This is a genomic window from Pseudoxanthomonas sp. 68-E7 (assembly GCF_057773145.1).
Genome location: NZ_JBYMTI010000001.1, coordinates 172097 through 193660, shown reverse-complemented (window position 1 = coordinate 193660; position 21564 = coordinate 172097). Strand labels below are relative to the sequence as shown.

General features: G+C 67.7%; 22 protein-coding genes. 12 read left to right on the top strand and 10 right to left on the bottom strand.

The window, feature by feature from the left end:
- Positions 1–141 precede the first annotated feature (141 nt).
- Both groL and groES read right to left on the bottom strand, forming a co-directional pair.
- Entirely contained in the window at positions 142–1782 is a 1641-nt protein-coding gene (gene groL, locus AC3DE2_RS00915; RefSeq protein WP_488424656.1) for a chaperonin GroEL, read from the bottom strand.
- Between the two features lie 140 nt (positions 1783–1922).
- Positions 1923–2213, bottom strand: a complete 291-nt coding sequence (gene groES, locus AC3DE2_RS00910; RefSeq protein WP_183640997.1) for a co-chaperone GroES — start codon at positions 2211–2213, stop codon at positions 1923–1925.
- Between the two features lie 206 nt (positions 2214–2419).
- On the opposite strand from groES, the gene cutA reads away from it, so the two are divergent.
- The 3 genes from cutA to AC3DE2_RS00895 are packed head-to-tail and all read left to right on the top strand — an operon-like array spanning position 2420 to position 5682.
- Complete coding sequence (cutA, locus tag AC3DE2_RS00905) at positions 2420–2752, top strand: divalent-cation tolerance protein CutA (protein WP_488424655.1); 333 nt, start codon at positions 2420–2422, stop codon at positions 2750–2752.
- A 3-nt stretch (positions 2753–2755) separates the two neighbouring features.
- Complete coding sequence (locus tag AC3DE2_RS00900) at positions 2756–5089, top strand: protein-disulfide reductase DsbD family protein (protein ID WP_488424654.1); 2334 nt, start codon at positions 2756–2758, stop codon at positions 5087–5089.
- On the top strand, positions 5086–5682 hold the full coding sequence (locus AC3DE2_RS00895; RefSeq protein ID WP_488424653.1) for a TlpA family protein disulfide reductase: 597 nt from the start codon (positions 5086–5088) through the stop codon (positions 5680–5682). Before AC3DE2_RS00900 ends, AC3DE2_RS00895 begins: the two co-directional genes overlap by 4 nt.
- Positions 5683–6155: 473 nt before the next feature.
- Here the strand turns inward: AC3DE2_RS00895 and AC3DE2_RS00890 are convergent, their stop codons facing one another.
- Positions 6156–7202: a DUF5694 domain-containing protein gene (locus tag AC3DE2_RS00890; RefSeq protein ID WP_488424652.1), complete on the bottom strand. Its 1047-nt coding sequence runs from the start codon at positions 7200–7202 to the stop codon at positions 6156–6158.
- Between the two features lie 259 nt (positions 7203–7461).
- Entirely contained in the window at positions 7462–8151 is a 690-nt protein-coding gene (locus tag AC3DE2_RS00885; protein ID WP_488424651.1) for a phytanoyl-CoA dioxygenase family protein, read from the bottom strand.
- 258 nt (positions 8152–8409) lie between these two features.
- Between AC3DE2_RS00885 and aroQ the strand changes: the two genes are divergently transcribed.
- From aroQ to accC, 5 genes are all read left to right on the top strand, one after another.
- Positions 8410–8859 carry a type II 3-dehydroquinate dehydratase gene (aroQ, locus tag AC3DE2_RS00880; RefSeq protein ID WP_488424650.1) on the top strand — a complete coding sequence of 150 codons (450 nt, stop codon included), beginning with the start codon at positions 8410–8412 and terminating at the stop codon, positions 8857–8859.
- Positions 8859–9281, top strand: coding sequence for a lysozyme inhibitor LprI family protein (locus AC3DE2_RS00875; protein ID WP_488424649.1), 423 nt, complete (start codon positions 8859–8861; stop codon positions 9279–9281). Before aroQ ends, AC3DE2_RS00875 begins: the two co-directional genes overlap by 1 nt.
- 53 nt (positions 9282–9334) lie before the next feature.
- Complete coding sequence (gene accB / locus AC3DE2_RS00870) at positions 9335–9814, top strand: acetyl-CoA carboxylase biotin carboxyl carrier protein (RefSeq protein WP_295377906.1); 480 nt, start codon at positions 9335–9337, stop codon at positions 9812–9814.
- An 87-nt stretch (positions 9815–9901) separates the two neighbouring features.
- Positions 9902–10282, top strand: a complete 381-nt coding sequence (locus AC3DE2_RS00865) for a four helix bundle protein (protein ID WP_488424648.1) — start codon at positions 9902–9904, stop codon at positions 10280–10282.
- Entirely contained in the window at positions 10272–11639 is a 1368-nt protein-coding gene (gene accC / locus AC3DE2_RS00860) for an acetyl-CoA carboxylase biotin carboxylase subunit (RefSeq protein WP_295377901.1), read from the top strand. Before AC3DE2_RS00865 ends, accC begins: the two co-directional genes overlap by 11 nt.
- Before the next feature lie 372 nt (positions 11640–12011).
- On the opposite strand, the gene AC3DE2_RS00855 is transcribed toward accC, so the two are convergent.
- The 4 genes from AC3DE2_RS00855 to AC3DE2_RS00840 all read right to left on the bottom strand — a co-directional run bounded on the left by AC3DE2_RS00855 (position 12012) and on the right by AC3DE2_RS00840 (position 16754).
- The gene (locus AC3DE2_RS00855) at positions 12012–14150 is read right to left on the bottom strand and encodes a WG repeat-containing protein (RefSeq protein WP_295377899.1); all 2139 of its coding nucleotides are present in this window, start codon (positions 14148–14150) and stop codon (positions 12012–12014) included.
- The gene (locus tag AC3DE2_RS00850) at positions 14150–15367 is read right to left on the bottom strand and encodes a hypothetical protein (protein WP_488424647.1); all 1218 of its coding nucleotides are present in this window, start codon (positions 15365–15367) and stop codon (positions 14150–14152) included. Before AC3DE2_RS00850 ends, AC3DE2_RS00855 begins: the two co-directional genes overlap by 1 nt.
- A gap of 98 nt (positions 15368–15465) precedes the next feature.
- Positions 15466–15831, bottom strand: coding sequence for a hypothetical protein (locus tag AC3DE2_RS00845; RefSeq protein ID WP_295377895.1), 366 nt, complete (start codon positions 15829–15831; stop codon positions 15466–15468).
- Positions 15828–16754, bottom strand: coding sequence for a hypothetical protein (locus AC3DE2_RS00840; RefSeq protein WP_295377892.1), 927 nt, complete (start codon positions 16752–16754; stop codon positions 15828–15830). The genes AC3DE2_RS00845 and AC3DE2_RS00840 overlap by 4 nt, the downstream gene beginning before the upstream one ends.
- Before the next feature lie 100 nt (positions 16755–16854).
- On the opposite strand from AC3DE2_RS00840, the gene prmA reads away from it, so the two are divergent.
- The 3 genes from prmA (at position 16855) to AC3DE2_RS00825 (ending at position 18851) form a co-directional block, all read left to right on the top strand.
- Positions 16855–17778, top strand: coding sequence for a 50S ribosomal protein L11 methyltransferase (gene prmA / locus AC3DE2_RS00835; protein ID WP_295377890.1), 924 nt, complete (start codon positions 16855–16857; stop codon positions 17776–17778).
- Positions 17779–17929: 151 nt separating this feature from the next.
- Positions 17930–18310 (top strand): helix-turn-helix transcriptional regulator, encoded by a 381-nt coding sequence (locus AC3DE2_RS00830; protein ID WP_295377888.1) that lies wholly within the window; start codon positions 17930–17932, stop codon positions 18308–18310.
- A 148-nt stretch (positions 18311–18458) separates the two neighbouring features.
- A complete protein-coding gene (locus AC3DE2_RS00825; protein WP_488424646.1) occupies positions 18459–18851 on the top strand; it encodes a GFA family protein in 393 nt (130 codons plus the stop codon).
- 25 nt (positions 18852–18876) lie between these two features.
- Here the strand turns inward: AC3DE2_RS00825 and AC3DE2_RS00820 are convergent, their stop codons facing one another.
- Both AC3DE2_RS00820 and AC3DE2_RS00815 read right to left on the bottom strand, forming a co-directional pair.
- A complete protein-coding gene (locus AC3DE2_RS00820; protein WP_488424644.1) occupies positions 18877–19935 on the bottom strand; it encodes a serine hydrolase domain-containing protein in 1059 nt (352 codons plus the stop codon).
- A gap of 201 nt (positions 19936–20136) precedes the next feature.
- The gene (locus AC3DE2_RS00815; protein WP_488425231.1) at positions 20137–20517 is read right to left on the bottom strand and encodes a DUF4019 domain-containing protein; all 381 of its coding nucleotides are present in this window, start codon (positions 20515–20517) and stop codon (positions 20137–20139) included.
- A gap of 15 nt (positions 20518–20532) precedes the next feature.
- On the opposite strand from AC3DE2_RS00815, the gene AC3DE2_RS00810 reads away from it, so the two are divergent.
- Positions 20533–21537: a DUF3426 domain-containing protein gene (locus AC3DE2_RS00810; RefSeq protein ID WP_488424643.1), complete on the top strand. Its 1005-nt coding sequence runs from the start codon at positions 20533–20535 to the stop codon at positions 21535–21537.
- Positions 21538–21564: the final 27 nt, after the last annotated feature.

Genomic DNA, 21564 nt, shown 5'->3' with positions numbered 1-21564 from the left:
TAGCACAGGTTTGCCGCGATGCAAAATGTTTCATTTGCAAGCACCCGGCCCTTCCCACTGGAGCAGCCTGCGGTGGCCCAAAGAAAAACCCCGCCTTGCGGCGGGGTTTTCCGGTGTCGCGGTACCGCGTGGAAAGCCGGATCAGAAATCCATGCCGCCCATGCCGCCCATGCCACCGCCCGGCGGCATCGCCGGCTCGTCCTTCTTCGGGGCCTCGGCCACCATCGCTTCGGTGGTGATCATCAGGCCGGCGATGGACGCGGCGTTCTGCAGCGCGGTGCGGGTGACCTTGGTCGGATCCAGGATGCCGAACTCGACCATGTCGCCGAACTCGCCGTTGGCGGCGTTGTAGCCGAAGTTGCCCGAACCGTCCTTGACCTTGTTGACGATCACGGAGGGCTCTTCGCCGGCGTTGGTGACGATTTCGCGCAGCGGGGCTTCCATCGCGCGCAGGGCGATCTGGATGCCGTGGGTCTGGTCTTCGTTGATGCCCTTCAGGCCTTCGATGGCGGCCTTGGCACGGATCAGGGCGACGCCGCCGCCCGGGACCACGCCTTCCTCGACGGCCGCACGGGTGGCGTGCAGGGCGTCTTCGACGCGCGCCTTCTTTTCCTTCATCTCGACTTCGGTGGCGGCACCGACCTTGATGACGGCCACGCCGCCGGCCAGTTTGGCCACGCGCTCCTGCAGCTTCTCGCGGTCGTAGTCCGAAGAGGTCTCTTCGATCTGCGCCTTGATCTGCTTGATGCGGGCTTCGATGGCGGCGGTGTCGCCGGCGCCGTCGATGATGGTGCTGTTCTCCTTCGAGACCTGCACCTTCTTGGCGCGGCCCAGATCCTTGATGGTGGCCTTCTCCAGCGACAGGCCCACTTCCTCGGAGATCACGGTGCCGCCGGTCAGCACGGCCATGTCTTCCAGCATCGCCTTGCGACGGTCGCCGAAGCCCGGGGCCTTCACGGCCACGACCTTGACGATGCCGCGGATGGTGTTGACCACCAAGGTGGCCAGCGCTTCGCCTTCCACTTCCTCGGCGACGATCAGCAGCGGCTTGCCGGCCTTGGCCACGCCTTCCAGCACGGGCAGCAGGTCACGCACGTTGGAGATCTTCTTGTCGTGCAGCAGGATGAACGGGTCATCCAGGTCGGCGGTCATCGACTGCTGGTTGTTGACGAAGTACGGCGACAGGTAGCCGCGGTCGAACTGCATGCCTTCGACGACGTCCAGTTCGTTGTCCAGGCCCGAGCCTTCCTCGACGGTGATCACGCCTTCCTTGCCGACCTTCTTCATCGCATCGGCGATGATGTTGCCGATCGACTCGTCGGAGTTGGCGGAGATGGTGCCGACCTGGGCGATGGCCTTGTCGTCGGCGGTGGGCTTGCTGATCTTCTTCAGCTCGGCCACGGCGGCGACCACGGCCTTGTCGATGCCGCGCTTGAGGTCCATCGGGTTCATGCCGGCGGCGACCGCCTTGGAACCTTCGCGGATCAGCGCCTGCGCCAGCACGGTGGCGGTGGTGGTGCCGTCACCGGCGTTGTCGGAGGTCTTGGAAGCGACTTCCTTGACCATCTGCGCGCCCATGTTCTCGAACTTGTCGGCCAGTTCGATTTCCTTGGCGACGGAGACGCCGTCCTTGGTGATGGTCGGGGCGCCGAAGCTCTTCTCGAGCACGACGTTGCGGCCCTTCGGGCCCAGGGTGGCCTTGACGGCGTTGGCGAGCACGTTGACGCCGCGCACCATGCGCGAACGGGCGTCTTCGCCGAAACGGATATCCTTTGCAGCCATGGGTATTAACTCCGGGATTCGATATTGGGGATTGGGGATTCGATGGGTTGGCGGGGAGCGGAATGGGTCGGGATTCGATCAGCGCAGAAGTCGCGCTTGTCCGAATCCCGAATCTCCAATGCCGAATCCCGCCTCGGCGATCAGCCGAGGATCGCGAAGATGTCGTCTTCCTTCACGACCAGGTAGTCGGTGCCGTCCAGCTTCACTTCGGTGCCGCTGTACTTGCCGAACAGGACCTTGTCGCCGACCTTGACCTTCGGGGCGCGCACGTTGCCGTTGTCCAGGACCTTGCCTTCGCCGACGGCGACGACTTCACCCTTGATCGGCTTCTCGGTGGCCGAGTCCGGAATCACGATGCCGCCAGCGGACAGCTTCTCTTCTTCCATACGCTTGATGACCACGCGGTCGTACAGCGGCTTGATATTGCTCATTTCAATCCTCTTTAAGTGATTGATTGGACTGGGAAAGGGCGGCGATGTTAGCACTCGGAAAGGGAGAGTGCCAGCAACGCGGGCAAACAAACCCCGGCGAACCGGGATTGCACGGAAATGGGGCCCGGCCGGAGCCTTTCAAGAGCTGGCCGCGGAAAAAAGTTTGGACCGGGGATCAAGGAGGCGTCTGCGATAATCGCTGGCCTATGTCCGTCCTGCTCGCCTTCTGCACCTGCCCCGATGCCGACAGCGCCCGGCGCCTGGCCGGCACGCTGGTGGACGAGCGGCTGGCGGCCTGCGTGAACCTCCTGCCCGGGATGACCTCGGTCTACCGCTGGCGGGACGCGGTGGAAACCACCGACGAGGTCCAGCTGATCATCAAGACCACCGCCGCGCGGCTGCCCGCGCTGGCGGCCCGGCTGGCCGAACTGCATCCCTACGAACTCCCCGAGCTGCTGGCGGTCCAAGCCGCCGCCGGCCTGCCCGCCTATCTGGCGTGGGTGACGGCGGAGACCAGCGAGCCCCGTGAGGAACCCTGACCGATGACGTGGTTGTCCCGCCTGCTGGCCCTGGGCCTGCTGTCCTTCGCCTGCGCCGCGCAGGCCCAGATCCGCCCGCAGGACCTGCCGCCGGTCGATGAGGTGTTCGTCCCCAGCGTCAGCGCGCCCAGCCGCGACCGCATCGAGGTGCATTGGAAGATCGCCGACGGCTACTACCTGTACCGGCACCGGACCGGGGTCGAGGTGAGTGCCGGCGGCTTCACCGCCAGACCGTTGCAGCTGCCCAAGGGCAAGGCCTACCGCGACGAATTCTTCGGCGACGTGGAGACCTACCGCGGCCGCCTGACCGCGGTCCTGCCCGGCCAGGCCGGCGCGGACGCGGATTCGGTCACCCTCAAGATCAAGTATCAGGGTTGCGCGGATGCAGGCATCTGCTATCCGCCGCAGGTCCGCAGCCTCACCGTGAACCTGCCCGGCGGCGCGACCGCCATGGCAGGCAATGACGCCGGCGGCTTCGTACCGCTGGGTTCGCTGACCGGTGCCGGCGCCTCGTCGCTGCTGGGCGGCGGCAAGGGTGGGGTCGATGCCGCGCCGCTGCCGCAGGATCGCGCCTTCGCGGTGGAAGCGATCGCCTTCGACGGCAACCAGCTGCTGCTGCGCTTCACCCCGGCGCGTGGCTATTACGTCTACCGCGACCGCACTTCGATGGCGCTGGAAGGCGCGCCCGGCATCGGCCTGCAGAAACCGCGCTGGCCGAAGGGGCAGGCTTACCACGACGAACACTTCGGCGATGTCATCGTCTATTTCGATCAGGCCGAAGTGCCGGTGCCGCTGACCCGCGAGCACGCCAAGGCCACCAAGGCCACGCTGCGGGTGACCTTCCAGGGTTGCCAGACCGGTGGCATCTGCTATCCGCCGATGACCCGGCGGATCGCGCTGTCGATTCCGGCCGGCAAGCTGACGCCGGCCGCAGACGCCGCTACCGAGGGCGCTGCCGCCACCGCTGCGCCCGCGTCGCTTCCGACAACCGACAAGGTGCCGGCCACTTCCGCCCCGGCCGGGCCGGATGCGGAATCCGCCGTCGACGACGCGAACACCGGCGCCGCGACGACCGCCGCCGAAGTGCCGCGCACGCTGCCGCCGGAAGACGCGCTGCGCCGCGCCTCGCGCACCCCGACCAGCCTGTGGCTGGCGCTGCTGCTGGCGCTGGGCGGCGGCCTGATCCTCAACCTGATGCCCTGCGTGCTGCCGGTGCTGTCGCTGAAGGCGCTGTCCCTGGCCAGCGGCGATCGGCCGAAGGCGCGCGCGCTCTGGTACACCGCCGGCGTGCTGCTGAGCTTCCTGGCGGTGGGCGGCGTGGCGATCGCGCTGCGCGCGGCCGGCCAGGCGCTGGGCTGGGGCTTCCAGTTGCAGCAGCCGCTGGTGATCGGCGTGCTGGTGTATGTGCTGTTCGCGGTCGGCCTGAGCCTGTCCGGCGTGTTCGCGATCGGCTACGGACTGGCCGGCGCGGGCGATGGACTGGCGCGCCGGCACGGCCCGGCGGGCGATTTCTTCACCGGCGTGCTGGCGGTGGTGGTGGCCAGTCCGTGCACCGCGCCGTTCATGGGCGCGGCGCTGGCGTTCGCGTTCGCCGCGTCGGTGCCGCTGGCGCTGCTGGTGTTCCTGATGCTGGGCGTGGGCCTGGCGCTGCCGTTCCTGCTGATCGGCTTCATCCCCGCGCTGGCCAACCGGCTACCGCGTCCCGGCGCCTGGATGGAAGCGCTGAAGAAGGCGCTGGCCTTCCCGATGTACCTGACCGCGGTGTGGCTGCTGTGGGTGCTGGGCCGCCAGCGCGGCATCGACGCGGTGGCGCTGGTGCTGGTCGGCCTGGTGCTGCTGGCCCTGGCGGCATGGTGGCTGCAGCGCCTGCGCTGGCGGTCCGCGCCGGTGCAGCGCGCGCTGGCGCTGCTGGTGCTGGCTTCGGCCGTCGCGCCGTTGGTGATGGCGCATCGCCTGCCGCTGCCCGAACGCGCCGCGCCCGCCGGTGCACAGGACAGCGTGGCCTTCTCGCCCGAACGCCTGGCCGCATTGCGCGCCGAGGGCAAGGTCGTGTTCGTCGACATCACCGCCGACTGGTGCGTGACCTGCAAGGCCAACGAGAAGACCGTGCTGGACCGCGAACCTTTCCGCAAGGCGCTGGCCGACGCCGGTGGCGTGCTGATGCGCGGCGACTGGACGAATGTCGATGCCACCATCACCGCCTACCTCGAGGAACACGGCGCGGTCGGCGTGCCGCTGTACGTGGTGTATCCGCGCGGCGGCGGCGAGGGTGAAGTGCTGCCGACCGTGCTGACCCAATCCATGGTCGAGGACGCGCTGGCGAGGGCCGCGCGATGAAGGTCACCACCGCGCGCGTGCTGTGGGTGGCGGTGGCCGCGGCTGGACTCGGCCTGCTCGCCAGCCATGCCTTCGACAGCGGCTGGCTGTGGCGCACCGGACCCGGACAACAGGCCTTGCAGACCGTCGCCAACGCGACCGCGCCCGCGCCGCCGCCGGGCGTCACGCCCGCGAAGGTGGGCGATCCGATGCCGAAGATCGCCCTGCCCGGTCCCGACGGGAAGACCGTCGATCTCGCGCAGTACCGGGGCCGACCATTGCTCATCAACGTATGGGCCAGCTGGTGCGGCCCGTGCATCAAGGAAATGCCGGAACTGGATCGCTTCGCCCGCGAACAGGGCGCCGAGGGCGTGCAGGTCGTCGGCCTGGCGCTGGACACCGTCGAGGGCGTGAACGACTTTCTCGCCAGGGTGCCGGTGCGGTATCCGATTCTGCTCGACACGCCCGGTCCGGCCGACAGCAGCATCTGGCTGGGCAATGCCAAGGGCGTGCTGCCCTACACCGTGCTGGTCGGCGCCGACGGCCGCATCCTCAAGCAGAAGATCGGGCCGTTCGTCGAAGGCGAGATCACGACCTGGGCGGCCAAGCGCTAGCGTTGCCTTCCAGAAAAGGGATTGAGGGGATTTGCTTTTCCGCACAAAGCAAATCCCCCGTCACCCGCTGACGCGGGTGCCCGCCCCCTTTTGCAAAGGGGGCTATCAGAACCAGGACGAACTTCTCGCCTCCCCCTTTGAAAAAGGGGGATGGAGGGGGATTTGCTTTTTCCTCCCGCACCCCGCAAATCCCCCGTCACCCGCTGACGCGGGTGCCCGCCCCCTTTTGCAAAGGGGGCTACCAGAACCAGGGCGAACTTCTCGCCTCCCCCTTTGAAAAAGGGGGATGGAGGGGGATTTGCTTTTTCCTCCCCGCACCCCGCAAATCCCCCGTCACCCGCTACGCGGGTGCCCGCCCCTTTTTGCAAAGGGGGCTATCAGAACCAGGACGAACTTCTTGCCTCCCCCTTTGAAAAAGGGGGATGGAGGGGATTTGCTTTTTCCTCCCCGCACCCCGCAAATCCACTGCCCCTCTACTTCAATACCGTCCGCACATCCACGATGCTCACCCCCGGCATCTGCCCCAGCCACTGATCGAACCAGGGCTTGTGCGAGGCGCCGACGATGTTCAGCACACGCAGTCCCGGCCGGTCGCGCACCGTCTCCAGGATGTTGGCGACCATGCGCAGGTTGCGGATTTCCCAGCCGTTGACCCAGATCTGCGGATAGTGCTGCGCCGACGTTGCGCGCAGCGGACCGCGCAGATTGTTTTCGGCATAAATCCACGACACTTCAGGCTGGTTGATGTAGCGATACAGCGGCAGCAGATCCGGCGCCTTGATCAGGCGGTCCTGTTCGGCGATGACCGCCTCCAGTTTCGTGCGATCCGTTTTCCACGCCGCCATCACCGCTTCGCCAAAGGCCTTGGTGTCCGCCAGCTGATGGCTGTCGCCGGTGTGATCGTCGATGGGATGCACGCGCTCCAGCCCCAGCGTCGCCGCCAGCCGCGCACCAATCTGGAAGCTCTCGTTGTTGCGCGTTTCCAGGGCGCGCAGCGCCAGCACCAGCGCGTCGTCCAGGCCGTCGCCGGCCCGGCGTTCGCCCGCCGGCAGCCGCAGCCATTGCACATAGGCCGACGCCGGATCGCTGGCGGCCAGGAACAGCGCGGCCAGATGCCGGCGCTGCGCGGGCGCGGGATTGGCCGGCCAGGTGGCCAGCGCCTTGTTCACCTCGGCCAGCGCGGCGGGGATGTCCAGGCCGGTGGCCACCCGCGCCTTGTCCGTGCTGCGGCAATAGTCCTCGCCATAGACCGTCGGGTGGCGCGCGGCCAGGTCGCACTGTTCGCCGCCAATCGCCTCGATGGTGATGACCTGCGGCCCGAACGCGGCCAGCTTGTCCAGCAGCGGCGCCAGGCCCTCGCCCTTGAACTCCTTGCGCTCACCCAGGTGGACCGATCCCAGCACCAGCATCTGCGTGCGCGGGCCGACCATGTCGTCGTCGAGCGTGGTCAGTTCCTGGGCATGGGCCAGGAACGGAAGGGTCCAGGCCAGGCAGGCCAGCAGCATCGTCTTCTTGCGCATCCATCGTCCTCGCTTGTCGTATTCCCGCACAGTCCGATGCACGAACGGGCAACAGGGTTTGAATCCGGCTTCGGAAAAGACCCGCTCGATGCGGTTGTCGGCCGCTCCCCGCGGATATCGCCGAACGCCGGCAGGGGCGCCCACCGTTGCTCGATCCGGGCGAAACGCTTCTCCCGGGAGAAATCAGGCCTGTCATCGTTCGCCACCTGGAGTCCCGTACCCGCTGCTCTCCTGGGTGAGGTGGCCACGCACGGCACCCTCACGCGTTGCCCATGAAGCAACGCGTGGTCGCCATCATGCGTATCTGTCCGGTCGTGTTGATCGACGGCGTATGCAGCGTGCGCATGTCCATCAGGAACACGTCGCCGGCGCGTCCCGACATTTCCACGACCCGGACATCCAGATCGGCAAGGTCCCGTTCCAGGTTCGTCGACATCCTGAGCACGCGCCTCAACCGGGGCATCGCGTCCGCAGGGTCGAGCCGGTGGGATCCGGCCAGCGCCAGCGTCGCTCCTCCGCGCGGTGCCACGTCGTCGATCAGGAAGAAGGCCTGGATGCCGGGGATCGGGCCGCGCGCATCCGCGCTCACGTCCACGTGCCAGTTGAGGCCCTGCAGTGTCCATGCGCCCTGCCTGGCCGGCGACAGCAGCCACTGCGTCTGCTGGGTGCCGGACGGCGCGCGGCCGCCGAGGTGGGCGATCACCTGCCGCAGTTCCGGCGTCACCAGGGTTTCGTGCAGGCCCGGGACCTTCACCAGCGCGGACAATCGGCCGATCTGCTGGAACACCGGCAGGGCCCGCAGCGATGTCGCCGCACCCCGCCCCGCGTGTATCCGCTTCAGTTCACGATCCAGCGCCCGCCTGAGCGTCGCCAGCTCGGCGCGGGCATGGAAGCCCTCCAGGCGCAGGTAGCCTTGTGCAGCAAACACGTCGGCTTCGAGGGATCTCATGGTGGACGGTGACCTGTGGGATAGGGGGAGGCGCCGGACTCCGGGCTCCCGGAAACCCGTCTCAAGCAAGCGTGACACGGAAACGGCGTGACGCGTCACGCCTGGTCCGGGCCCTGAGCGAGCAACGGCGGGGGTTTGGCCAGTCTGCCCCGGCAGGCAGGGCAAAATTCAAACATCCGTTTAAAACGCCAATAACTTCGGCGATCTGGACAGGATCGCCCGCTTCGCGCAGACTGCCGCCCTTCCGCTGGAGTACCCATGGCAAAGCTACTGGTCCTGCATGGTCCCAACCTAAACCTGCTCGGCACGCGCGAGCCGGAGGTCTATGGGCATGCCACCCTGGCAGACATCGATGCCGGCCTGCTGGCGCAGGCCCAGGCCGCGGGCCACGAACTGGCCAGCTTCCAGTCCAACGCCGAGCACCGGCTGGTCGACCGGGTCCAGGCGGCCCGCACCGATGGTACCGCCTTCATCCTGATCAACCCGGCCGCCTTCACCCATACCTCGGTCGCCCTGCGCGACGCGCTGGCGGCGGTGGCCGTGCCGTTCATCGAAATCCACCTGTCCAACCCGCACCGGCGCGAGCCCTTCCGCCACCACAGCTATTTCAGCGATCTGGCGGCCGGGGTGGTCTGCGGGTTCGGCGCCGACAGTTACCGCTATGCGATGGACGCCGCACTGACCCGGGTGGCGGCCGCCTCCGCGTGATGGCCCTGCCACGCATCCTCGCCGGCCTCGTGCCGTTGGCCTGCCTGTGCGGCGGCGCCGTGGCGGCCGACCGCAGCGCCGAGGGCATCGATTGCACCCACCCGGTCGGCACGATGGCCAGGGACCTGTGCGCCTCCGATCTGGCCACCGAAGCCGACGCCGAACTCAACCGGGTCTACGCGCAGGCGCGCCAGCAGTTGCGCGCGCAGGCCGCCGACGGTTCCTGCACGTACTGCGCCAGCGCCGAACAGCAACTGGTCCTGGCCCAACGCGCCTGGATGCAACTGCGCGATCACGACTGCGACGCGGTGTACGCCTTCCATGCCGACGGCACCTCGCGCAACGGCGCGCAGATGCACTGCCTCACCACCCTCGCGCGCGACCGTACCCGGCAGCTGCGCGATTTCTACGAACTGCTTTGACCTGGGCGCGACGCGCCCGCCACCACACTGACATCAAGAACCAAGAGGCCCCTATGGATCTCCGAAAAATCAAGAAGCTGATCGACCTGCTGGAAGAGTCGAACCTCGCCGAAATCGAAATCAAGGAAGGCGAGGAATCCGTGCGCCTGGCGCGCGTGCCCAAGGGCGGCCTGGTCGCCGCCGCGCCGGCGCCGGTGTTTGCCCAGGTCGAGCCCCGTCCGGCCGCGCCGATGCCGATGAGCTCGCCCACCGAGGCGTCCACCGGCGGGGCCTCCAAGCCGGCCAGCAACCTGCCCGAAGGCCACGTGATGCGCGCGCCGATGGTCGGCACCTTCTACGCCTCGGCCTCGCCGGACAAGCCGGCGTTCGTCACCGTCGGCCAGACCGTCAAGGCCGGCGACACCCTGGCGATCATCGAGGCGATGAAGATGTTCAACCCGATCGAAGCCGATGTCTCCGGCACCGTGCAGGCCGTCCTGGCCGAGAACGGCCAGCCGGTCGAATTCGATCAGCCGCTGTTCGTGATCGGCTGACGCCGCTCACGACGGGATTCGGGATTCGTGATTCGGGATTCGGCAAAACAGCGACCGCACGAGCGCCTGGAAGTCTGGCGCGATGCGATGGCGCTGGTCGAATCGATCTACCGGATCACGACGCCGTTTCCCGATTCGGAACGGTTTGGCCTGACCATGCAGTTGCGGCGCGCCGCTGTCAGCGTGCCGTCGAACATCGCCGAGGGCGCCGCCCGCCGTTCGACCGCCGAGTACCTGCGCTTTCTCTCGATGGCACGTGGCTCGCTGGCCGAGATCAGCACCCAGATCGAAATAGCGTGCCGGCTCGGCCACATGGAGGCGGGTGATGCCACCGAAGCGCTGCTCGATCGCACCTTCGCCCGTCTCAACGCCCTGATCCGCTTGCTCGAATCCTCGCCGCGCGGCGTCCGTGAGACGCACGCTTCCTACGAATCCCCAATCCCGAATCCCCAATCCCATGCTCGATAAAGTCGTCATCGCCAACCGGGGTGAAATCGCGCTGCGCATCCTGCGCGCGTGCCACACCCTGGGCATCCGCACGGTGGCCGTGCATTCCACGGTCGACCGCAACCTCAAGCACGTGGCCATGGCCGACGAGTCGGTCTGCATCGGTCCGGCGCCCTCGTCGGAGAGCTACCTCAACATCCCGGCGATCATCGCCGCGGCCGAGGTCACCGACGCCCAGGCCATCCACCCTGGCTACGGCTTCCTGTCGGAGAACGCCGACTTCGCCGAACGGGTGGAGCAGTCCGGCTTCATCTTCATCGGTCCCAAGGCCGACACCATCCGCCTGATGGGCGACAAGGTGGAAGCCATCCGCGCGATGAAAGCCGCCGGCGTGCCGTGCGTGCCCGGCTCGGGCGGTCCGCTCGGCGACGACATCGTCGCCAACACCAAGATCGCGCGCGAGATCGGCTATCCGGTCATCATCAAGGCGGCTGGCGGCGGCGGCGGTCGCGGCATGCGCGTGGTCCACGCGGAAGCCGCGCTGAGCAACGCCATCGCCACCACCAAGTCCGAAGCCAAGGCGGCGTTCGGCAATGACCAGGTGTACATGGAGAAGTTCCTGGAGAATCCGCGCCACGTGGAAATCCAGGTGCTGGCCGACGGCCAAGGCAATGCCATCCACCTGGGCGAGCGCGACTGCTCGATGCAGCGCCGCCACCAGAAGGTGGTCGAGGAAGCGCCCGCCCCGGGCATCACCGACGAACAGCGCGCCGAAATCGGCAAGGTCTGCGTGGAAGCCTGCCTGCGCATCGGCTACCGCGGCGCCGGCACCTTCGAGTTCCTGTACGAGAACGGCCGCTTTTACTTCATCGAGATGAACACCCGCATCCAGGTGGAGCATCCGGTCACCGAGCGCATCACCGGCATCGATCTGGTCTGCGAGCAGCTGCGCATCGCCGCCGGCCGCAAGCTGACCATCAGGCAGGAGGACATCGTCCTGCGCGGCCACGCCATCGAGTGCCGCATCAACGCCGAGGATCCGGAAACCTTCATGCCCAACCCGGGCCTGATCCAGCACTTCCATCCGCCGGGCGGGCCCGGCGTGCGCGTGGACACCCATATCTACGAGGGTTACCGCGTGCCGCCGAACTACGATTCGATGATCGGCAAGCTGATCGTGCACGGCCCGGATCGCGAGACCGCCATCGCCCGCATGCGGGTGGCGCTGAGCGAGATGGTGGTCGACGGCATCAAGACCAACATCCCGCTGCAGCAGCGGATCATGCGCGACCAGGGGTTCCAGGCCGGTGGCCAGAACATCCACTACCTGGAAAAGCGCCTGGCCGAACGCAAGAACAAGTCGATCGCGCTGGTGTGACATCGCCCTTCCACTGGGCTGTGGAGCGACGCAGGTCGCGAAGAACCCGGCCCGGGGCGGAAACGCTTCGGGCCGCTTCGTTGGGGGGTTACAGGCTGGGCGATGTTGCGGTCGCGACTGACGTCGCTCCCACAATGAGGTTCGACGGGTCGGAAAGAAGAAGGCGTTGTGGCGGAATTCACCCATCGGGACGGTGCGGACGCGGCATCCATCCCCTGTAGGGGCGACGTCAGTCGCGACCGGACTCCACGAAAGTCAAGCAACCTCCGCGCCGGTGGATATCCTGCGGCTGGCTGTCCTGCGACAGATCACGACTGATGTCGCTCCCCCAACCGCGGAAAAGGCGGATTCGTGGAATCCGCCTTTCTTCGATCAGGGCAACGCGGGATTCGGCGCGGGATCCGTACGACGCCAGCGTGCCGGCAGGCCGAAGCCGGTACAGGTACTGCATTCCCATTCCTCGTCCGCGGCGGGGCGCATGACCAGCCTCGGCGCCTTCGGATCCGCGCAGGCATCCTCGGACAGGCCCGCGCCGGGCATCAGGATGTCGAAGCCGTCCTGACGCCAGCAGTAGTACTCCAGGTAATCCAGCGGCGGACGCTTGCGGTCGGTGATCATGTCCAGATCCAGGATCGCGGTTTCCGAATCCACCAGGATCATCGGCGCCACCGGCCGCGACAACGCGCCCTTGGCCGCGGCGGCGGACACCCGTGCCGCATCGGCGTAATCCACCGGCACATAGCGGCCGGCATACGGCGCATGCGCACTCGCCAGCGGCGCCTGCTGCGCGCGGATTTCGCGCGACACCTGCTCCCGCAACCGAGCCATCCGGTCCGGCGACAGGCCATCCCGGGGCGTGCCCTCCTCGTCGTCTTCGCCGCGGAACACCATCACCCGGCCCCAGCGATCCGGTGAGTTCAGGTTGTCGTACTTGAACGGCACCACCACGTTTTCCTCCAGATCGATCACGCCGTACTTGCCGCCCTTGCGCGCGTTGACGACCACGTACTCCGGCCACGGCGCGCGGACACCCAGCGGCCACCAGCTGTCCTCCAGACTCAGGTAGTCGTACTGCGCCTTGAACACCGGCTGCCCGCTGCGCAGGTCGTACAGGGTGTAGCGACTGCTGTCGTCCTTGCCGGAATAGTCACTGTCCGCGAACAGCAGATAGGGCGATGGCAGCGTGCTGTTGGGCGCGGTCTGCTGGTGGCGGGCGGGAATGCGCCACTGTCCGTTCGCGTCGATCACGCCGATCTTGTCGCCCTGCTTGGCGACATACACATCCAGGCCGGGATAGTGCTGCAGGATCTGCACGTCCGACAGCGGTACCAACAGATGGCCATCCGCATCGATCACGCCGGTGCGGTAACTGCCGCCCTGGCCCCAATGCAGAACGCGGAACTGGCGTGTCACGGGCTTCTTCCCCTCGCGCCATTCGCCGAAGGCGATCGCCATCGCCTCGATCTGGTCGTAATCGGGTTTGAACAGCCAGCCTCCGTCGACATCGGCCAGGCCGGTGCGACGGCCGTAACTGCCCTCCGGTCCGTCCACGGTGATCAGCAGGCGCCCCTCGCTCTCGATGATCGACTGCGCCTGCAACTCCGCCTTGCGCCGGCCCTGTTCGTCGAGCAGCAGCAGGCTGCGATTGCTGGACGACGAATAGGTGCCGGCATCCTCCGGCGCGGGTTTGCGCCAGGGTGCCGCCACCCAGCGCCGCACGCCGGGCAGGAATTCGATTTCGCTGAACTCGCCGGCAAACGCCGGGCGCAGGGCCGCGTCGAGGACGCGGCAGCGCGGCAGTCCGTCGCCATTTTCCGATACCGGCACGCGGCATTCGCGGATCAACGGCGTGTCCTTGATGGCCTGATAGGCGATGCCGCGCTGGAAACCGGTGAGATTCCCGCCATCGCGATCGAACACCGCGACCTCGTCCTGTTTGCTGGCAAGCAGCAACCGCGGTGGCAGCGCGGTCAAGCTGTCATGGATGGGTTCCAGCACCACCCGGCCCTGCGCGTCCATCACGCCGGTGCGGCGGGCGCGCTGGAAGGTGAACATGCCGGTGCCTTCCAGATAGTGGAGCCTGAGATGCACGGGTTCGGCCACCATCTTGCCGTCGGCGCGCACCAGCCCGCCTTTTCCGCCGAGCAATGGCGATCCTTCGGTGCCGACCAGCAGCACGTCCAGTACCGGATCCACTTGCTCGATGTAAACGAACGGACCGGCAATACGCTGCCCGCGCGCATCCAGCAGTTCGCCGCCCAGGCCGGCGCGGCTCAGCCAGCCACCGCCCGGCAGCCGGGTCAACTCGACGGTATCGGCCGGCACCACGACCTGCCCCTGCGCATCGCGCAGCCCCTGCGCGCGCCAGTGGATCAGCGTGTTCTCCAGGGTAAACACTTCCAGCCCACCGGCGGGTCCATCGGCGGGACCATCGGCCGCCGTGGCCGCTGGCGCGGTGGACGACGCGGCGTGCGACAACGCCAGCAGGGACAGGACAAACAGGCGGCGCATCATTGATCTCCCAGCAGGCAGGCGGGTACGAACGTGGCGCGGTGTTGCAGCCAGATCGCCCGCGCGGCCAGCAACAACGGCGCGCCGGGCTGGTGGCCCAGACGCACGGGGTCCAGTTCGAACGCTCTATTTCCGACCGGTGCGCCGCAACGCTGCGCCGCCAGTCGGCACAACCGCGCTGGCGCGGTGTCGGCGTCCGGCCCCAGCCATTCGCGCCAGCCACCGGCTTCCCAGCGCGCGGCCTGCGCCATCTGTTCAAGGGTGGTGAACACCGGCGCGGATCGCTCCAGCTGCAGTGCGCCGCTCCGGCTGTCGAGGAAGCGCTGGCGCACCGGCACGCTCAGGCCGTTGCGGCAATCGATGTCCAGGGTCTGCTCGACCCGGGCCGACTCCGGCACGCCGGCCGGCCAGCGTTCCACCCGATCCATCCGCGCGGTCACTTCGATCACGCCCCCGCCGTGATGACGCAGCGAGTCCAGATCGAAATCGCTCGCATCGACCACCAGCCGGCGCTCTCCGCCAGGTGGACGGAGCGGCGTCATCAACTCGGTCCTCATCGTCGCCGCTACCTGCGGTCCCGGCACGGTACGCGCCAGCCAGGCGTCGTACTGGGCGCGCAGTGCATGGAACAGGCCACGCGTATCGGCCGGCGGCGCATCGCCAATCGCAGCGAAGTCGTAAACGGGAACGTCCACCTCCGGCATCGTGTCACCCTGCACGAGCTGCGGCGCGGCGGCGGCCACGCAGGCCAGCCAGATCTCGCTGCCGCCGGGCCAGCGATGGCTGCGGACCTCGTCCTGGCGCAGCGCGATCTGCTCCAGCTGATCGTCCAGGCTGCGTTCCTGCCGTCCGATTGTCCGGTCGCGTTCGTCCAGCAGCACCAGCGCGGTGTTCACATGCAGGCCGGTGCGGCAATCGATCAAGCGTTCGAGGTATTCGTAGTAGCCCTGCGCGTTCTGCTCCGCGCTCCAACCCTCGCGCGAGGTGCGCGGATAGCGGGTGGCCGATTCGAGCAACCCGTCCGGCCGTACGTGCAGGCGCTGGCGATCGATGGCGTGCGCATCGTCGCCGAAGAACCGCAGCCACCGCTGCCGCGGTGCATTGGATGAATGCTCGGCTTCGGCGGACTGCGCCGCGGCGAAACCACTCCAGAGTCCCAGTACCAGGGCGAGCCATGCGCCACGCCCGCGTCCATGTCTGACAAACAATGTTTCCATTTCCCTTCCGGCAGAACCGGAAGGATAGCCCTGCATGGCCGCAAAAGAAAAACGGCGCCCGCGCAGGCGCCGTTTTCCTCGTGCAAAGGTGAGGACTCTCAGTCGGCGCGCTTCTGCGTGCCCTTCACCGGCACCACGCCGGTCGGCGACAGCGGATCGACGATGCGCAGGGTTTCGCGGGAACCATCCGGCCAGGTGACCTCCAGGGTGGTGCCAGCCGGCAGCACGGAGAACGGCGCACCGCTGCGCGCACGGTACAGTGCGACCATCTGCGCCGCACCGATCGCACGATCTTCCTGCGAGGCCTGCACACCCGCGGGGGTGCGCTGCAGATTCCGATAGGGCGCATCCATGGCGTTGATCACCACGGTGGTGGCCGCCGCGGCATAGGTGACGAACACCAGCATCCACAGCCAGACATGTGGCCTTGGATAGAATCGCTTGCGACTCGATGGGTGGCTCATTGGATTGCTCTCCTGCGCGACAGCAGACTGTCGACCATTTCGTTCAGGTTCTCGACGCCCTGTCGCGGAACTCCCGCATCCAGGACAAAGGCGGGGAAATCGAGTGACGGGTCCCGCGAGCAGATGCCGCCGTGGGCGCAATAGGCGGTCATCAGGTTGCCCTGCGGACGGCAATCCAGCCCCAGTCGGCAGGCGGCGATCTGCCAGGCCACTTCCGACAACCAGGTTCCGGAGACGTCCCCGAGCTCGCTTTCCGCGCCGCTGGCGGTCAGGCCCATGGCCCGCGACAGCGCCAGGAAGGCCTGCGGATCGCCGGAGGCGCTGACCCGCGCGACCAGTTCGCTGCGGTAGCCGGGCGCTTCCGACAGCGGTTCACCATCGGCCAGCAATGCGGCCTCGGCGGCCAGGCTGCCGCCCTTGGCCGCCTGCAGACGCGCTTCGCGGACGCTGCGCGAGGACAGCCCGTCCTCCGGCACGAACCGCGCGCAGCGCGCACTCACCCGTTCGCGGGCCGCCGCCATGGTCGCGGCGCTGGATACGTCCAGCGCCGCGATGGCGCGCGTATCGCGGGCATAACCCGCCGGATTGCTGGCGAATCCCGCGCAGTAGTCATGCACGCGACTCAGCATCCACCACGCATCGGCGTCGCCGGCACGCGCCTGCAAAGCCAGTTGCTGGGCATAGACGAACAGATCGGGCGCGGTCTCGAACTCGCGCCGGCTGTCGAACGCCAGCGCGGATCGCGACGGTTCCTCGATCCGGCGCGTCGGCATGGCAGCCGGAATCGGTGCTTCGCCGACGGTGACGGTTGTGGAGGCCGGGGTCCCAGCCGCCGCATCCCGCGCGCCCTGCGCCCACCACCAGGCGCCCGCCGTGCCGAGCACGCAGGCGCAGACCAGAACCCAGGGGAGTACGCGAGGCATCTCATGATTATCCGTGGCCCCGGAGGGGGTTTCAACGCGGCCGGTTCGCCCCGGGACCGCATGCGACAATGCGCGTCCCAACCGTATTTTCCAGCCTCCCATGCCCTATCTCGAGCTCACCTTGCGCTGCCGGGAATCTGAACAGCCGCGTTACGAGAACGCCCTGGAGGACGTCGGCGCCCTGTCGGTGACGCTGCTGGACGCCGACGCCGACACCGGCAACGAGCGGGCCATCCTGGAACCGGGCGTGGGCGAGACCCCGTTGTGGCACGCCCTGGTGCTGACCGCGCTGTTCCCCGCCGACACCGATGCCTTGATCCTGCTGGCGGCGCTGGAGGCCTTCGATCCCGGACTGGACTGGAGCCTGGCCGCGTTCCGCACCGTCGAGGACGAGGACTGGGAGCGCGCCTGGCTCGACCAGTTCAAGCCGATGCGGTTCGGAGATCGCACCTTCATCGTGCCCTGGAACCATGACCTGCCCGAAGAAGCACGCGGCGCCGACGCCGCCGTGGTGCGGCTGGATCCGGGCCTGGCGTTCGGCTCCGGCACCCATCCCACCACCGCCTTGTGCCTGCGCTGGCTGGACGGCCTCGCCAATGCCGGCGAACTGGTCAATCGCAGCGTGCTGGATTTCGGCTGCGGCTCCGGCATCCTGGCCCTGGCCGCGCTGAAGCTGGGCGCCACTTCGGCTGTCGGCGTGGACAACGATCCGCAAGCGCTGATCGCCACCGCAGACAACGCGGCGCGCAACGCGGTCGGCGATCGCCTGTCGGTGTTCCTGCCGGATGACGAACCGGCGACCCGATATCCGATCGTGGTCGCCAACATCCTGGCTTCCGCGCTCGACGCACTGGCTGAAACCCTCGCTGATCGCGTGGCGCCGGGCGGACGCATCGCACTGTCGGGAATCCTGCACGGACAGGAAGCGGATCTGCTGGAACGCTACTCGCCGTGGTTCGAGCCATTGCGAGTCGAACGCGAAGACGACTGGATGCGGATCGACGGCGTGCGTCGCTCAATGTGAGGCACCGAATCTTCATTGGCCCACTAATGTGAGTGGCGTAATTTTCACCATGTTAGAATCACTAACAATCCGCCACAGCCAGTGTAACTAACCTCACTTGCATGGAGGACCGGCTATATCGGTTTCCCCTTCGTCCTCCCATGCCAATGCCGTGAGCAAGAAGCTCTACCTGCGGGTCCGCCAGGCCCGTGAACATGCCGGCCTGACCCAGGAGCAACTCGCGGTCGAGCTGGGCCTGACCCGCAGCGCGATCGCCCAATGGGAGATGATTGAGGGCACCTGCCCCTCGATCGAGAACATGATCGCGCTCGCCCAGTGCACCGGCATGGGTTTCGAATTCCTCGCCACCGGCCGCGGCCCGGCGTTCATCGACAACCCCAATCCGCGCATCGCCGAAGAGGGTTCCGGCTATGGCCACGAACTCAACGAACAACAGCGCCGCCTGCTGGAGCGCTTCGACGGCCTGTCGCCCCGGCAGCGCACCGGCCTGCTGGATCTGATCGGCGACGGCGGCAAGCGCAGGCGCCGCTGAAGCCGCGGCGACCCTGGCTGGCGGCTTGTGGGCCTCCGCGCGCCGGCATACGCTGGGGCCCGGCGCGCTCCCGCCATCCGGATGGATGGGTTTCCGGCACCACTCGCGGGACGCGATCCACTCCTCCGGATCGACACAGGAAACCCGCATGACCACGCACCAAGGATCCTGCCACTGCGGCCGCATCAGCTTCGAATTCGACGGCGACGTCGGTGTCGCCATCGAATGCAATTGTTCGATCTGCCGGCGCAAGGGTGCGCTGTGGCATGGCACCGACGACGCGCATTTCCGCCTGCTGTCCGATGAATCGGAACTGGGCGTCTACCGGTTCGGCACGATGACCGCCAGCCACTACTTCTGCACGACGTGCGGCGCCAGTCCGTTCAGCCATCCGCGCATCGCGCCGAGCGCCTGGGTGGTGAACCTGCGCTGCGTGGACGGTGTGGATGTGTCGAAGTTGAAGGTGTTCCCGTTCGACGGCCACAACTGGGAAGACGCTGCCCGGCAGTTCCTGCAGGCGCGCGCCCAGGGCGCGGGCTGAATCCGCCTCCGCCGCCGCCGGGACGCTAGGGGCGCAGCACCGGCCAGTCGAGCACCGGATGCGGGCCCGGCAGATGGGTCTTGAGCAACGACGGGGCGAGCGACAGGCCGTTGTCGCTGTTGGTGAACCAGAGCACGCCGCGCCGTTGCTCCGGACAGACCATGAAGAATGACTGGAAGCCGTTGTTGATCCCGTGATGGAACAGGCAATCGCCCTGTTCGTGTTCCTCCAGCCCCACGCCCAGACCCCAGCCCAGCGCGTAGGTCGCATCCACCTCGACCTGCCGTTCGCGCAACCGCGCCGACGCAGAACCCGGCTTCGCCCGCAACAGCGCCTGCACGAACCGCGCATAGTCGGCCGGCGTGGTGTACAGCGATGCCGCCGCGACCGGACGCCGGAACTGCATCGCGTCGATTACCTTGCCCTGGGTGTCGTAACCGGTGGCCATGCGATCCGCGTAGTCGTCGCGCCAGACCAGGTCGCTGTCACGCATGTCCAGCGGGGTGAATACCCGTTCGGCGGCCAACGCCGGCAACGTCTGGCCGCTGATGTGTTCCAGCACCGCGGCCAGCAGTGAAAATCCCTCCCCCGAATATTTCCACTCGGTGCCCGGATCGAGCGCGAACCGCAGCGGCTCGCCGAACGCCCAGTTGGGCAGCCCGCTGCGATGGCTCAGCACCAGCCGCGCGGTGACTTTCCGCAGGCGCGGATCCTCGACGGTATCCCAGACCGGCTGTCCGCCCAGCAACGCCTGGTCGTGTCGATAGGGGCCGTCCAGATAGCCGACCAGCGGACGATCCAGATCCAGTTTCCCTTCTTCCACCAGCGTCAGCGCGATCAGGGCGGTCACCGGCTTGGTCAACGAGGCCGCCTGGAACAGGGTGTCGCGCGACACCGCGCGCTTGCGCCGGATATCCGCCATCCCGCAGGTGGTGAACGCCATCCCCGTGTCGTCGAGGGACACGACGACCAGGCCCGGCACGGGCGCGTCCGGTTTCACCAGCGCAGGCGGGCACTCATCGGCATGCGCGCCGGCCGACCATCCGCACAACACCAGCAGCCATCCGGCGAATCGACACGTCATCGGAATCCCTCATCCATTGCGGCGCAAGGACGTATCGACGAGACACGCCCCATTTCGGATGTTCCGGAATCTAGAAGCCGTACCGGACATCGCCAACCGCCGGAAGGCCCGCCGACTTCCGGCATGGCCGGGCAAGCCGGGCGGACACCATGACGACATGTTCCCACACCCCGCATCAACACAGTCGGCAGCTGGATGCCGCTAGTCCTTGCCGCCGACGAGGTTGACCCGCTTGTTGACGAAGTAGCCGACGATCATCCAGCGGGACTCATGTTTCTGCATGACCACCTTCTCCGTCGCCGTCGTATCGCCCGCGCGCCGGACGAATTCCAGCACGGCGTACTCGCCTTCCGGCGCACGCGCGTCCACGCGTGTATTGAACCCGATGCCCTGCAGTTCGCGTCCCTCGGGAAGCGGTATCTTGCGGGTCAACTTGAGCGTATTGACCCACATGACCTCATTGCTCATTCCCTTCAACGCGGGTCCGGCGGTCTGCCAGGTTCCGCGTAGCGCTTGCCGTCGGCCTTGGCGCCCGGAACGTCGTCGCGGCCGCGCCCTGTCTTTTCCGCCCCCCGCACACATGCTTGAATAGGCCGCATGTTCATCGCCTGCCCCCATTGCCGCTATCTGGTGGCGACCGCTCCGCGCGGCCAGGACGCGCCCGCGCACTGCCCACGCTGCGGTGGCGTACTCGGCGACGCCGGCACGCGGACCGGTGGGCAGCCGGCCACGTCTCCACGCGATGCGGATGCCGCCGATGGCGGTCCCAGTCTCGCGCGCCTGCTGCGCCGCGACGGGACGGTTGACGCGGCCGGGCCGACCGGAAAGATGGCGACCGATGCCGCGGCACGGGAAGCGAGAGTGACGGAAGCCGGCGTGGTCGAAGCGGACGTGGCTGACCCGGCGGCATCCATGGACGAAAGCCATACACCGGGAAGCATCGCCTTCGATGTCGAACCGACCGCGACCATGTCCGAATCCGCCGCCGACGCTGCCACCGGGCCGGCGGCTGTCGACGCGCCTGTTGGCGCTCCCGTTCCCGTCGCCTCGCCGGCCGCTGCGATTCCCCACCGCGCCAGCGCGCGCGCGCCGAGTTTCCTGCAGGGTTCCGCACGCGCGCCGGCGGCATCCACGCGCGTGCCAGGTTGGCAGTGGATCACGCTGGGCGTGCTGGCGGTGACGCTGGCATTGCAGGTGATGCTGGCCGATCGCGCGCGCCTGGCGGCCGATGCCGGCTGGCGTCCGGCGCTGACCACGTTGTGCAATGCACTGGGCTGTTCGCTGCCGCCGTGGCGTGAACCGCAGGCATTCGCCATGCTGGATCGCGATGTCCGCCCGGTGCCTGGCGCGCCCGGCGTGCTGCTGGCGCAGGCGACCTTCCGCAATGATGCGCGCTGGTCGCAGCCGTGGCCGGTCCTGGTGCTCACCCTCAGGGACGCCGATGGGCGCACCCTGGGTGCGCGCGCCATGCGTCCTGCCGAGTACCTGCCACGGGACAGCGCCGCCTCGACGACCCTCGGTCCCGGCCAGAGCGCCCAGGTGGCCGTGCGGGTCCGCGAGCCGAGCGCCAACGTGGTCGCGTTTTCCTTCGACTTCCGCTGAGCGGGTCCTCCCGGCGGGCACGCAGCG